10 protein-coding genes are annotated in these 13,450 nt (G+C 77.9%); 9 read left to right on the top strand and 1 reads right to left on the bottom strand.

Annotation, left to right across the window (positions count from 1 at the left end):
• Positions 1-192 precede the first annotated feature (192 nt).
• The 7 genes from smc (at position 193) to WDZ17_RS08670 (ending at position 10,460) form a co-directional block, all read left to right on the top strand.
• Positions 193-3,948 carry a chromosome segregation protein SMC gene (gene smc, locus WDZ17_RS08700; protein ID WP_339574756.1) on the top strand — a complete coding sequence of 1,252 codons (3,756 nt, stop codon included), beginning with the start codon at positions 193-195 and terminating at the stop codon, positions 3,946-3,948.
• A 180-nt stretch (positions 3,949-4,128) separates the two neighbouring features.
• On the top strand, positions 4,129-4,599 hold the full coding sequence (locus tag WDZ17_RS08695; protein WP_339574755.1) for a hypothetical protein: 471 nt from the start codon (positions 4,129-4,131) through the stop codon (positions 4,597-4,599).
• A 107-nt stretch (positions 4,600-4,706) separates the two neighbouring features.
• Complete coding sequence (gene ftsY / locus WDZ17_RS08690; RefSeq protein WP_422631910.1) at positions 4,707-5,930, top strand: signal recognition particle-docking protein FtsY; 1,224 nt, start codon at positions 4,707-4,709, stop codon at positions 5,928-5,930.
• Between the two features lie 72 nt (positions 5,931-6,002).
• Entirely contained in the window at positions 6,003-7,499 is a 1,497-nt protein-coding gene (locus tag WDZ17_RS08685; protein WP_339574753.1) for a sensor histidine kinase, read from the top strand.
• A gap of 16 nt (positions 7,500-7,515) precedes the next feature.
• Positions 7,516-8,220: a response regulator gene (locus WDZ17_RS08680; protein WP_339574752.1), complete on the top strand. Its 705-nt coding sequence runs from the start codon at positions 7,516-7,518 to the stop codon at positions 8,218-8,220.
• Between the two features lie 150 nt (positions 8,221-8,370).
• Positions 8,371-9,279 carry an ABC transporter ATP-binding protein gene (locus WDZ17_RS08675; protein WP_422631909.1) on the top strand — a complete coding sequence of 303 codons (909 nt, stop codon included), beginning with the start codon at positions 8,371-8,373 and terminating at the stop codon, positions 9,277-9,279.
• Positions 9,276-10,460 carry an ABC transporter permease gene (locus WDZ17_RS08670; protein WP_339574750.1) on the top strand — a complete coding sequence of 395 codons (1,185 nt, stop codon included), beginning with the start codon at positions 9,276-9,278 and terminating at the stop codon, positions 10,458-10,460. Before WDZ17_RS08675 ends, WDZ17_RS08670 begins: the two co-directional genes overlap by 4 nt.
• 88 nt (positions 10,461-10,548) lie before the next feature.
• On the opposite strand, the gene WDZ17_RS08665 is transcribed toward WDZ17_RS08670, so the two are convergent.
• Positions 10,549-11,532, bottom strand: a complete 984-nt coding sequence (locus tag WDZ17_RS08665) for an acetamidase/formamidase family protein (protein ID WP_339574749.1) — start codon at positions 11,530-11,532, stop codon at positions 10,549-10,551.
• Positions 11,533-11,723: 191 nt separating this feature from the next.
• On the opposite strand from WDZ17_RS08665, the gene WDZ17_RS08660 reads away from it, so the two are divergent.
• Together WDZ17_RS08660 and WDZ17_RS08655 are read left to right on the top strand one after the other, a co-directional pair.
• Complete coding sequence (locus WDZ17_RS08660) at positions 11,724-13,040, top strand: ammonium transporter (protein WP_339574748.1); 1,317 nt, start codon at positions 11,724-11,726, stop codon at positions 13,038-13,040.
• Positions 13,037-13,375, top strand: a complete 339-nt coding sequence (locus WDZ17_RS08655; RefSeq protein WP_339574747.1) for a P-II family nitrogen regulator — start codon at positions 13,037-13,039, stop codon at positions 13,373-13,375. Before WDZ17_RS08660 ends, WDZ17_RS08655 begins: the two co-directional genes overlap by 4 nt.
• Positions 13,376-13,450: the final 75 nt, after the last annotated feature.

The raw sequence follows: 13,450 nt of genomic DNA, 5'->3' as shown, positions 1-13,450 counted from the left end.
ACCGTGCCCGGACGGTCGCGCGGTCACGGGCGTGGGGGCCGTCACGAGCGGCGGCGGACCCGTCGGCGGGCGCGGCTAGGCTCGCGCACCGCCCGGCCGCCGACGCGCCGGCCGGGCACGGGGACGGTCGGCGCCAGGCCGGGCCGGGTCGGCGCGGGGCCCGGGGCGGACGCGGCAGCGGGAAGGGCGGACGTGCACCTCAAGACCCTCGTCATGAAGGGCTTCAAGTCCTTCGCGTCCACGACGACGCTGCGCCTGGAGCCCGGCATCACGTGCGTCGTGGGTCCCAACGGCTCCGGGAAGTCCAACGTCGTGGACGCCCTCGCCTGGGTCATGGGCGAGCAGGGGGCCAAGACGCTGCGCGGCGGCTCCATGCAGGACGTCATCTTCGCGGGCAGCGCCGGGCGCGACGGGGCGCCCGGCCGCCCGCCGCTGGGTCGCGCCGAGGTCTCCCTGACGATCGACAACACCGACGGCGCGCTGCCCGTGGACTACACCGAGGTCACCGTCTCGCGGACGATGTTCCGCAGCGGCGGCAGCGAGTACGCCGTCAACGGCACCCCCGCCCGGCTCCTCGACGTCCAGGAGCTGCTGTCCGACAGCGGCATCGGTCGCGAGATGCATGTCATCGTCGGCCAGGGCCAGCTCGACCAGGTGCTGCGCGCGACGCCGGAGGACCGCCGCGGCTTCGTCGAGGAGGCGGCGGGCGTCCTCAAGCACCGCCGCCGCAAGGAGCGCGCGCTGCGACGCCTCGACGCCATGGCGGCCAACCTCGCCCGCCTGCAGGACCTCACGGGCGAGGTCCGCCGCCAGCTCGGCCCGCTGGGACGCCAGGCGAAGGTCGCCCGGCGCGCCCAGGTCGTCCAGGCGGAGGTGCGTGACGCACGGTCCCGGCTGCTCGCCGACGACCTCGCGCAGCTGCGGTCGCTGCTCGAGAGCGGCGCCGCCGACGACTCGGCCGCGCGCGCCCGCCGGGCCGAGGTGGAGGAGGGCCTCGCCGCCGCCCGCGCCGAGGTCGCCGCCACGGAGGAGGCCGGGCGCGGCGCGGCCGCCGGGCTGGCGGCGGCCGAGGAGGCGCCGCACCGGCTGGCCCGGGTGCGCGAGCGCCTGCGCGGCACCGCGGAGCTGGCCGCCGAGCGCAGCCGGCTGCTCGGCGCGCCGGAGGCGCCGCCCTCGGGCCCGGACCCGGCCGAGCTCGCCGCGCAGGCCGAGCGGCTGCGGGCCGAGGCCGCGCGCCTGCAGGAGGAGGTGGGCGCGGCGCGGACCGCCCTCGCGGGTGCGGAGGAGGTGCGGGCCTGCGCCGAGCAGCGGCTGACGGAGCAGGAGCGGCGCGTCGCCGCGCTCGCCCGCGCCGCGGCCGACCGCCGCGAGGGGCTGGCACGCCTGTCCGGCTCCGTCGCCGCGCGGCGCAGCCGGCTCGAGGCCGGGCAGGCGGAGGTGGGTCGCCTCGAGGGCGCCGTCGGGGACGCGCGCTCCCGCCGCCGGGACGCCGAGCGCGAGCACGCCCTGCTGGAGTCCCAGGTGGCGGACGTCGAGGAGGGGGAGGAGGGCCTCGACGACGCCCACGAGCGGGCGGCGTCGGCGCTGGCCGCCGCGCAGGAGGACGCCGAGCGCGCGCGGGAGGACGAGCGGGCCGCCGAGCGTGACCGCGGCAGCGCCCAGGCCCGGCTGGAGGCGCTGGAGCTGGGGCTGGACCGCCGGGACGGCGCCGGGGCGCTCCTCGCGGCGGGCGGGCGGCTGCCGGGCGTGCTCGGACCGGTGACGGAGCTCCTCGACGTCGAGCCCGGTTACGAGGAGGCCGTCGCCGCCGCGCTGCGGGGCGCCGCCGACGGCGTCGCGGTGGAGAGCCTCGCCGTCGCCGTCGACGCGCTGCGGCTCCTGCGCGAGGACGACGCGGGGTCGGCCTCCCTCCTCGTCGCCGCGGGCCCCGACAGCGCCGGCGGCCCGGGTGCCGGCGCCGAGGAGGCCGTCCTCGCGGCGCTGCGGCCGGTCGCCGGCGAGGAGCCGCCGCGCCGGGTGCGCGACCTCGTGGTCGCCCCCGCGGTCGTCGCCCCGGCGCTGGCCCGCCTCCTCGCCGGCGCCGTCGTCGTCGAGGGACTGGCGCAGGCGCGCGCCCTGCTCGAGCGCGCCGTGCGCGAGGAGGGCGGGCCGGGCGGGGGCGAGCTCGTCGTCGTCACGCGGGACGGAGACCTGCTCGACGCCGGGACCGCGCGCGGCGGCTCCGCCGGCGAGGCGAGCCTGCTCCGGGTCCAGGCGGCCGCGGACGAGGCGCGGGCGGCCGTGGCGCACGCGGTGGGGCGCGGCGAGCGGGCCCGCTTCGCCGTCGCCGCCGCGGGGTCCGCGCGCGAGCAGGCGCAGCACGACGTCGAGGCGGCCCTGGAGCGGCTGCACGACTCCGACGCGCGGCTGTCCGCCGTCGCGCAGCGCCTCGGCGACCTCGGGGCCGCCGGCCGCTCGGCCTCGGCCGAGGAGGAGCGGCTCGCCCGCTCGCTGGCCGAGGCCCGCGGCGGGCTCGCCCAGGACGAGGCCGCCCTCGCGGACCTCGTGGCCCGCCTCGAGGCGGCGCAGGACGCCCCGGCGGAGACGGACGAGGAGGAGGCCGCGGACGAGCAGGCGCGCCGCGACGACCTCGCCGCGGCCGCGCGGACCGCCCGCGCCGCCGAGACCGAGGCGCGCCTCGCGCTGCGGACGGGGGAGGAGCGCGCCCGCGCGCTCGCCGGGCGGCTGGAGGGCGCCGAGCGGGCGCGCCGCCGCGAGGAGGAGGCGCGGGAGCGGGCCGACCGGCGCGCGCAGGCCCGCCGGCGGGACGCGGCCACCGCGGCCGACGTCGGTCGGGCGGCGCGGTCGGCGCTCGAGCGGTGCGCGCTCGTGCTGGCGCGCGCCGAGGACGAGCGCGCCGCGGCCCGTGCGGCGCGGGACGAGCGCGCGGAGCAGGGGGCGGCGTCCCGCCGGCGCGTCGACGCCCTGGCCGCCGAGCTCACCGGCCTGACCGACGCCGTCCACCGCGACGAGGTGGCCCGCGCCCAGCAGCGCCTGCGGCTGGAGCAGCTGGAGGGCAGGGCGGTCGACGAGCTCGGCACCGACCCGGACGTCCTGGTCGAGGAGATGGGGCCGCACCGGCCGGTGCCCGTGCTCGACGAGCCGTCCGCCGCGACGGCCGGCGACGACGGGGACCGGGAGGGCGACGAGGTCGGCGCGGCCGCCGGCGCCCCGGCGCCGGTGCCCCCCGGGGGCGCGCCGGAGGACGGCGACGGCGGCCGGGAGGAGCGCCGGACCACGCCGTACGTGCGCGCCGAGCAGGAGAAGCGGCTGCGGCGCGCCGAGCGGGCGCTCGCGCAGCTCGGCCGGGTCAACCCGCTCGCGCTCGAGGAGTTCGCGGCGCTCGAGGAGCGCCACGCGTTCCTCGTCGAGCAGCTGGAGGACCTGACGCGCTCGCGCCGCGACCTGCTCGCCATCGTCGAGGAGGTCGACGTGCGCGTGCAGCGGGTCTTCGCCGAGGCCTACACGGACGTGGCCGCCGCCTTCGAGCGCGTCTTCGCCCGCCTCTTCCCGGGCGGGGAGGGCAGGCTCGTCCTGACCGACCCGGGCGACATGCTGACGACGGGCATCGAGGTCGAGGCCCGGCCCGCCGGCAAGCGGGTCAAGCGGCTGTCCCTGCTGTCCGGCGGTGAGCGGTCGCTCGCGGCCGTCGCCTTCCTCGTCGCCATCTTCACCGCCCGACCGAGCCCGTTCTACGTGCTCGACGAGGTCGAGGCCGCCCTCGACGACACGAACCTGGGGCGGCTCCTGGAGGTGCTCGAGGAGCTGCGCGCCTCCAGCCAGCTCGTCGTCATCACGCACCAGAAGCGGACGATGGAGGTCGCCGACGCGCTCTACGGCGTGACGATGCGCGGTGACGGCGTCACGACCGTCGTCAGCCAGCGGCTGCGGGAGGTCGCGCCCGCCTGACGCGCACGCCGGCGCGCGGAGCCGTGGGCCCGTCCGGTGACGCCGGGGCGCCCGCTCGGGGGACACGGGCGGCGTGGTGCCGTGACGGGCCGGTCCACGACGGGCTCGGGCAGGTCTCGATCCGCTCTCGACCGGGCGTGGCGTGGTGACGCCGCGTCGTCCATGGGTCACTCTGCGTCCATGACTCTCGGGGGACTCGCCGTCGTCCTCGCCTTCATGGCCGCCGTCGTCCTGCTGGCGCTCGTCGTGGTCGTGGCGGCCTCCTGGTCCCAGCTCGAGGCGCGGCGCGGCGGTGCCGACCGCCTCGGCCGGCTGCTGGCGACCGGCATGACGCGGGTCGAGCACCTGCTCGCCCGTGCCCGTCGGGCGTTGGCGGACGCCGGTCGACGCCTCGCACCGCTGCTCGCCCGTGGGCTCGCCGCCGTGGCCTCCCGCACGCAGGGCCTCGCGGACCGGCTCGGCGGGCGTCCCGCCCAGCCGAACGCCGGGCCGGACGCCGTCCGGGGGCGTCGGGCGGCGGAGGGCGAGGACGGCCGTGGAGCCGTCCGGACCGGGCGGCGGGACCGGGCGGGCGGCGCCGTCCCGGCCCGCGGCGGCGTCGACGAGCGGGACCGGCTGCCGGACTCCTTCCGGGACCGTCTCGCCGGCTGACGGGTCCGCGCCGCCCCGGCGCCCGTCCCGCCCTGCCCCGCCCGGCCCCGGGCACCGCGACGACCGTCCCCCGCACCTCTGCGAGGATCGTCGCCGTGCTGGAGTCCATCGAGCTGGTCATCGGCATCGCGGTCCTCGCGGTGCTCGTCATCGGCGGCGGCGCCGCCGCCCTCGTCCGGCGTGCGCGCGGCCGCGACGTCGAGGAGCTGCCCGAGGGGCGCCCGCGACCCGGGGTGGACTACGCCCCCGGCGTCGGCGACGACGACCGGGCGCCGCGCGACAGCGCGACGCGCACCGTGGAGGAGCTGCCCGCCCTCGGCGACGTCGACGCCTCCGAGACGCCGGCGCCGCCCGCGCAGGCCGAGCCGCAGCCCGAGCGGCCGGCCCCCGTCGCCGGACGGCTCGTGCGGCTGCGGGAGCGGCTGTCCCGCTCCAACACCGCGCTCGGCCAGGGGCTGCTCGCGCTGCTGTCGCGCGAGCGCGTGGACGAGTCGACGTGGGAGGAGGTCGAGGAGACGCTCCTGCTCGCCGACCTCGGGGCGGGGCCCACCGAGGAGCTCGTCGACCGGCTGCGCGAGCGCGTGCGCGTGCTCGGGACGCGCGACGCCGACTCCGTCCGCGAGCTCCTCGCGGAGGAGCTCGTCGAGCTCGTCGGGCCGGACCTCGACCGGACGCTCGCGACGACGCCGCACGACGGCCGCCCCGCCGTCGTCCTCGTCGTCGGGGTCAACGGCACCGGCAAGACGACGACGGTCGGCAAGCTCGCCCGCGTGCTCGTCGCGGAGGACAAGGACGTCGTCCTCGGCGCGGCCGACACCTTCCGCGCCGCCGCCGCCGACCAGCTCCAGACCTGGGGCGAGCGCGTCGGCGTGCCGACCGTCCGCTCCTTCGCCGACGGGGCCGACCCGGCGTCGGTCGCCTTCGACGCCGTGAGGGCCGGTGCGGAGGGCGAGGTCGACGTCGTGCTGCTCGACACCGCGGGGCGGCTGCAGAACAAGGTCGGGCTCATGGACGAGCTCGGCAAGGTCAAGCGGGTCGCCGAGAAGGCGCTCGCGGCGGCGTCGCCGGAGGGCGGCGGGATCGACGAGGTGCTCCTCGTGCTCGACGCCACGACCGGCCAGAACGGCCTGCAGCAGGCCAAGGTGTTCGCCGAGGCGGTGGCCGTCACGGGCATCGTCCTCACCAAGCTCGACGGCACCGCCAAGGGCGGCATCGTCGTGTCGGTCCAGCGCCAGCTCGGCGTCCCGGTCAAGCTCGTCGGTCTCGGCGAGGGCGCCGACGACCTCGCGCCGTTCGAGCCGCGGGCCTTCGTCGACGCGCTCCTCGACTAGGCCCGTCGCGGGCTGACGGGCTGACGGGCTGACGGGCTGAGGGGCCCAGGGGGCGTGGGGGGAGTGGGGGGCGTGGGGGGCAGGACCCGGCCCGGCCGTCGGGAGCACGGGGCCCACGGGGACGAGCAGGGACGTGCGGGCCACGAGGGCCACCGGCACCCGGGGGACCCGCCGGACGCGGCGGGGCCGGCGTCCGAGGAGGGCGACGAGCACTGGTCGCGGCCGCGACCGGGCCGCCGGGCGCTCCTGCTCGACGTCGGGTCGGGGCTGCTCGCCGCGGCCGTGTGCCTGCTCGGCCTGGGGCTGACGCGCGCGGTGGCCGAGCAGGGCGGGGGCACCGCCGTCGGTCCTGGGGGGCCGCTGCCCCCGGAGGACGTCGCCTGGACGCTCCTCGTCGCCCTCCCGCTGTGCGCCCGCCGGGTCCTGCCGGTGACGGCGATGCTCGTCAGCACGGGCGCCTTCGTGGTGCTGGGCTCCCGGTCGCCGATGTCGGCGGCCAGCTTCACCCTCAACCTCGTCCTGTTCCTCGTCCTGCTGTCCGGCACCGCCTGGGGCCGGCACCGGGGGCGGGTGGCGCTCGCCTGGGCGCTCGTGCTCGTCGGGATGGTCGTCTGGTACGTCGCCGGGCTGCTCGGCGTCGTCTCCGACGGGCTTCCGCCGGCCGGCGCCGGCGTCGTCGCGCTGACCGCGCTCGTCAACGTCCTCTACTTCAGCGGTGCGCTGCTCGGCGGCCGGGCGCTGTGGCGGGCGGCGCGCGACCGCGACCGCCTGCGCCGGGTCGCGGACCGGCTGAGGGCCGAGCAGGAGCGCTCGGCGCGGCAGGCCGTCGTCGGGGAGCGGCTGCGGATCGCCCGGGAGCTGCACGACGTCGTCGCCCACCACGTGAGCACCACGGGCGTCCAGGCGGCCGCGGCCCGCCGCGTCCTCGAGCGCTCGGCCGATGGCCCGGGCGGGACCCCGGCCCAGGACGCCGTCGCGCGGGCCTCCGCCGCGCTGCGGGAGGCCGAGGCGGCCAGCCGCTCGGCCGTCGCGGAGATGCGGGCCCTGCTCGGCGTGCTGCGGGCGCCGGACGACGCCGAGCCGGCGCTGGGTGCCTGCCCGTCCGCCCCGGAGCTCCCGCAGCCCGGCGTCGACGACCTCGACGCGCTGCTCGAGCGGGTGCGCTCGCGGGGCCTGGCCGTGCGCCTGTCCGTCGTCGGCGTCCCGCGGCCGCTGCCGGCCACCACCGGCACGACGCTGCACCGGCTGGTGCAGGAGGCGCTCGCCAACGCCGAGCGGCACTCGGCGGCGCGGGAGGTGCGCGTCGTCGTGCGTTGGCCGGACGTCGACGGCCGGGGCCCGGGGGCGGGTGGCGGCGCGGGGGCGCCACGTCCGGACGGGTCGGTCGAGGTCGAGGTCCTCGACGACGGGCCGGCGCGCCGAGGCACGGCGGGGACCGGCCTCGGGCACACCGGCATGCAGGAGCGGGCCGCGCTCGTGGGCGGCGCCGTGGAGGTCGGGTCCCGCCCGGGCGGCGGCTACCGGGTCCGGGCCCGCTACCCGCTCGCGGGCCCCGCGGTGCGTCCGTGAGCCCGGCGGTGCGCCCGTGAGCGCGCCCGTGAGCGGCGAGCAGACCCTCTGCCGCGTCCTGCTCGTCGACGACCAGGCCCTCGTGCGCAGCGGCTTCCGGATGATCCTCGAGGTGGAGCCGGACCTGGAGGTCGTCGGGGAGGCGGCCGACGGGCGCGCCGCCGTCGAGCTCGCCGAGCGGCTGCGGCCCGACGTCGTGCTCATGGACGTCCAGATGCCCGTCCTCGACGGCGTCGCCGCCACGGAGGAGGTCGTCGCCGCCGGCACGGCCCGCGTCCTCGTCCTCACGACGTTCGACCGCGACGACCACCTCTTCGCGGCGCTGCGCGCCGGCGCCTCCGGCTTCCTGCTGAAGAACGCGGACCCGGACGAGCTCGTGGCCGCCGTGCGGGCGGTGGCGCGCGGCCACGCGCTGCTCTCGCCGGAGGTGACCCGCCGGGTCGTCGAGCGGTTCTCGACCCCGTCGGGCGCCGCCTTCCGCCCCGAGCTCCTCGCCGGGCTGACCGAGCGCGAGCGCGGGGTCCTGCGCCTCGTCGCCCGCGGCCTGTCCAACGCCGAGGTCGCGCGGGAGCTCGTGCTCGGCGAGGCCACGGTCAAGACGCACGTCTCGCGCGTGCTGCTCAAGCTCGGCGTCCGCGACCGCGTGCAGGCGGTCGTCCTCGCCTACGAGAGCGGCCTCGTGCGCCCCGGGGACGACGCGGCCGACGGACCCGGCGCCTGAGGCCCGGCAGCCGGGCCCCGCGGGCCGTCTCCGTCACGAGGCGGACGCGCGCCTCGTCCTCAGGAGGGACGCGCCGGGCCGTCCGGCCCGCCTACCGTCACGCCGAGGCGGACGGCGAGGGGCCGTGCCGCAGGAGCGGAGGTGACGACGGTGCTCTCGGCCAGCGGCCTGACCCGCCGGTTCGGCGACCGGACGGTCCTCGACGGCGTCGACCTCGACGTCCTCCCCGGCCGCATGACCGGCTTCGTCGGGGCGAACGGGGCGGGCAAGACGACGACGATGCGGATCCTGCTGGGTGTCCTGGCGCCGAGCGCGGGGGAGGTGCGGTGGGACGGCAGGCCCGTGAGCGCGGCCGACCGCCGGGCGTTCGGGTACATGCCGGAGGAGCGGGGTCTCTACCCCAAGCAGCACGTCGCCGAGCAGCTCGTCCACTTCGGCCGGCTGCACGGCATGAGCCGCCCCGCCGCCGAGCGTGCCGTCGCCGACCTGCTCGAGCGCCTGGACCTCGTCCCCCACGCGGACGACAAGCTCGAGAGCCTCTCGCTCGGCAACCAGCAGCGGGCGCAGATCGCCGCCGCGCTGGTGCACTCGCCCACGGCGCTGGTGCTCGACGAGCCCTTCAGCGGCCTCGACCCCCTCGCGGTCGACGCCATGGCGGGGCTGCTGCGCGACGAGGTGGCCCGCGGGGTGCCGGTCCTGTTCTCCTCCCACCAGCTCGACCTCGTCGAGCGTCTCTGCGACGACGTCGTCGTCCTCGCGCAGGGCCGGCGCGTGGCCGGCGGGACCGTCGAGGAGCTGCGCTCGGGCGGCACGGTGCGCCTGCGCCTGCAGGTGGCCGCGCCCTCCGGCGCGCCGTCGCACGGTGCCGACCTCGGCTGGGTGCGCGACGTGCCCGGGGTGGAGGTGGCCGACGTCGACGGCGCGGGCGCGCTCTTCGTCGCGGTCGAGCCGGGGGCCGAGCAGCGGGTCCTCGCCGAGGCGCTGCGCCGCGGACCGGTGACGTCGTTCGCGCCGGTCGTCCCGCCCCTGTCCGAGATCTTCCGGGAGGTCGTCCGATGAGCCCCGCCACCACCGGGACGCCGGCCTGGCGCGTCGTCGCCGAGCGCGAGGTCCGCACCAAGCTGCGGGACAAGCCCTTCCTCGTGTCCTTCGCCGTGCTCGTCCTCCTCGTCGTCGCGGGCCTCGTCGTCTCGGCGTTGCTCGGCGGGCGGACCAGCACCTCCGAGGTCGCGGTCGTCGGCCAGGACGCCCGCGCCGCGGCGGTCGTCGAGGGCGCCCGCGGGCTCCTGCCCCCGGGCGACCGCCTCGAGGTGCAGCAGGTCGACGACGCCGCGGAGGCCGAGCAGCTCGTCCGCGCCGGCGACGTCGACGGCGCGCTGCTGGCGGGCGACGGCGACGACCTGGAGCTCGTCGGCGCCGACGAGGTCGACGCCGGCCTCGCCGACGTGCTGGCGCGCTCGGCGCAGGCCGAGGCCCTGGAGCGCAACGCCGCGGCCGCCGGGACGACCACGCAGGACCTGCTGCGCGGCTCGACGCTGGACCAGCGGCTGCTCTCCCCGCCGGACGTCGACCCGGTGGTGGCCACCGTCCTGCCCTTCGCCTTCGGCTTCCTCTTCTTCCTGCTCGCCATCCAGTTCGGCATGGCCATCGCGCAGAGCGTGGTGGAGGAGAAGCAGAGCCGGGTCGTCGAGATCCTCGCGGCGGCGGTGCCGCTGCGCTCGCTGCTCGTCGGCAAGGTCGCGGCCAACGGTGCGCTGGCGCTCGTGCAGGTCGTCCTGCTCGTCGGGATCGCCCTCGGCGGCCTCGCCCTCACGGGCCGCGGCGACCTGCTCGGCCTGCTCGGCGCGCCGGTGCTGTGGTTCGTCCTCTTCTTCGTCCTCGGCTTCGTCGCCCTCGCGTGCGTCTGGGCGGTCGCGGGGTCGCTGGCGACGCGCAACGAGGACCTGCAGTCGACCACCTCGCCCCTGCTCGCGGTCCTGCTCGCCGTCTTCTACCTCGGGCTCTTCGGAGGCGGCTCCCTGCTCGTCGTCGCGTCCTACGTGCCCGTGGCCTCGACCGTCGCCATGCCGATCCGCCTGGTCACCGGCGACGTGGCCTGGTGGGAGCCGGTCGTGTCGGCCGCGCTGGTCCTGCTCGCCGCGGTGCTGCTCGTCCGCCTGGGTGCGCGGCTCTACGAGCGCTCCCTGCTGCGCACGGACCGGCGCACCTCGGTCCGCGAGGTCCTGCGCGAGCGCGGCTGAGCGCTGCGCGAGGCCGTGGCGCCGGGCCGCGGTCGCCGGACCGGACGACTGCTCAGGGCGGGTCCGGGGGGCAGGGCGCGTCCGGGGCTCAGGGCCGGCCGACGGGCACGCCGCCGACGGCGAGCAGCCGTCCCGGCGGCAGCAGGGCGTGGACGCCCTGGACGCCGTTCACCACCTGCGTCACGCGCAGGTCGGCGGCCACGGACGCCAGGGCCAGCGCCCGCGGGCGGGTCAGGCCGTGCCGCCCCACGAGGAGGTCGAGCAGCTCCTCCAGCGCCTGCGCCGTCGCGGCCCGCAGGTCGGGGTCGACGCCGAAGCGCACCTCGCCCGCCGGTGTGCTCGCGCGGGGCATCGCCGGGGCGGCGCCCGGGTGCAGCACGAGCTCCAGCTCGACCCGCTCCATCGGGCACTCGAGCGCGAGCCCCGAGACCTCGCCGTCGCCCTGGCAGCCGTGGCCGTCGCCGACCGACAGCAGCGCCCCGGGGACCTCGACGGGCAGCAGCAGGCTCGAGCCGGCGACGAGCTCGCGGCAGTCCAGGTTCCCGCCCGTGCGCCGCGGCGGGACCGTCGAGTGCGGCCCCGTGCCGGCGGGGCAGGTGCCGACCACCCCGAGGAAGGGGCGCAGGGCGACGACGTCGCCGTGCTGGTCGGTGGCCGTGCCGGTGCCCGCGTCGGGGGACCACTCCAGGGCCCACCGCAGCAGCTCGGGGTCGGCGTCCGCGAGCCCCAGGGCGTCGTTGCACCAGCTCGACCAGCCGCCGGCGCGGGTCCACCCCCACCGGCCCGGGACGAGGTCGCGGACCCGGACCTCGAGCGCGTCGCCCGGCTGCGCGCCCGCGACGGCGACCGGGCCGGTGAGGGCGTGCCCGGGGTCCCGCCCCCGGTCACGTCCGGGGCGCAGCACGAGCGGCGCGTCGCCGTGCACGTCGGGCTGGTCGTCGGCGTGCCAGCCGGCGTCCACGGTCCGCAGGACGACGACGTCCCCGCTCGCGACCTCCAGCCGCGGGGGGAGGGTCTCGTCGAAGCGCCCGTGGAGCAGGTCGCCCGGGTGCTCGAGCACGTGCGTGGCCACGGCCCGACCGTAGGGGCCCGTCCTCGGACCCGTCGTTCACGCAGGTCTTACCCGCACCGGCGCCACGACACGTGCCCGTAACACGGCGCGCGGTGCGGCGTAACGCGGCCTCGGGAGCCTCCTCCCCGCGGCGCCACCAGCGTGCCGCCCGGCCGCCCACCGCGCCCGGACCTCTCCCGCCAGGAGGACGAGTGAACACCGGCGACACCGCCTGGATCCTCACCAGCGCCGCGCTGGTGCTGCTGATGACCCCCGGCCTGGCGCTCTTCTACGGCGGCATGGTCCGCATGAAGAGCGTCCTCAACATGATGATGATGAGCTTCGGCGCGATGGCGCTCGTGAGCGTGCTGTGGGTGCTCTACGGGTACTCGTTCGCCTTCGGCGACGACGTCGGCGCGGGGCTGCTCGGCAGCCCGGGCGAGTTCTTCGGCCTGGCCGGGCTGATGACCGAGGACCCGGAGGCCGCCTACCCCGTGATGGCCTTCGTCGCCTTCCAGATGGTCTTCGCCATCATCACGGTGGCGCTGATCTCCGGCGCCATCGCCGACCGCGCACGGTTCTCCGCCTGGATGGTCTTCGTCGCGGTGTGGGTCACCGTCGTCTACTTCCCGGTCGCGCACTGGGTCTTCGCCTTCGACGCCGACGGCGTCACCGGCGGCTGGATCGCCAACACCCTGGGCGCCATCGACTTCGCCGGCGGGACCGCGGTCCACATCAACGCGGGTGCGGCGGGCCTCGCCCTCGCGATCGTGCTCGGCAAGCGGCGGGGCTTCGGCCGGGAGCCGATGCGGCCGCACAACCTCCCGCTCGTGATGATCGGCGCCGGCCTGCTGTGGTTCGGCTGGTTCGGCTTCAACGCCGGCTCGGCGCTGGCCGCGAACAACACCGCCGCCGTCGTCTTCGTCAACACGCTGTGCGCCACCGGCGCCGCGGCCCTCGGCTGGCTCGTCGTCGAGCGCCTGCGGGACGGGCACCCGACCTCCCTCGGCGCGGCCTCCGGGATCGTGGCCGGGCTCGTCGCGATCACGCCGTCCTGCTCGTCGGTCTCCCCGGTCGGCGGCATGCTCATCGGCGTCGTCGCCGGCGTCCTCTGCGCGCTGGCGGTGGGGCTGAAGTACAAGCTCGGCTACGACGACTCGCTGGACGTCGTCGGCGTGCACCTCGTCGGCGGCCTCGTCGGCACCATCCTCATCGGGGTCCTCGCCGACCCCGACGCGCCGGCCGAGGCGGCCGGGCTCCTCTTCGGCGGCGGCTTCTCCCTGCTCGGCGTCCAGACGGTCGGCGCGCTCTCGGTGCTCGTCTACTCGTTCGTGCTCACCTTCGTCATCGGCTCCGTCCTCAAGGCCGTGATGAGGTTCCGCGTGGACGACGCCGACGAGGAGGCGGGCATCGACCAGGCCGAGCACGCGGAGTCGGGCTACGACTTCGGCACCTTCGGCTCGGGCAGCGGCGTCCGCTCCGCCCCCAGCCACCGCCGCACCACCACCGACGAGGAGGTCTCCGCGTGAAGCTCATCACCGCGGTCATCAAGCCCCACAAGCTCGACGACGTGAAGGCCGCGCTCGAGGCGTTCGGTGTCCAGGGCATGACCGTGAGCGAGGCCAGCGGCTACGGCCGCCAGCGTGGCCACACCGAGGTCTACCGGGGCGCGGAGTACACCGTCGACCTCGTGCCCAAGGTCCGCGTCGAGGTCGTCGTCGACGACGTCGACGGGGGGGACGTGGTGGGCGCGGTCGTCAGCGCGGCCTCCACGGGACGGATCGGCGACGGCAAGGTCTGGGTCGTCCCGGTCGAGGACGTCGTGCGCGTGCGCACGGGGGAGCGTGGGCTCGACGCCCTCTGACCCACCGGCAGCACGACCGGCGGCGCGGCGCCGGCCCGCAGGAGCGGGCGCCGCGCCGCCGGCGCGTCCCGCCCC

The organism is Pseudokineococcus basanitobsidens, from assembly GCF_037482545.1.
Lineage (GTDB): Bacteria > Actinomycetota > Actinomycetes > Actinomycetales > Quadrisphaeraceae > Pseudokineococcus > Pseudokineococcus basanitobsidens.
This window is presented reverse-complemented; position numbering and strand designations above follow the sequence as displayed.

What these genes read in the sequence shown, in the direction of transcription:
- WDZ17_RS08695 (WP_339574755.1), top strand. Translation starts at nt 4,129, where the DNA reads ATGACTCTCGGGGGACTCGCCGTCGTCCTCGCCTTCATGGCCGCCGTC.
- WDZ17_RS08670 (WP_339574750.1), top strand. Translation starts at nt 9,276, where the DNA reads ATGAGCCCCGCCACCACCGGGACGCCGGCCTGGCGCGTCGTCGCCGAG.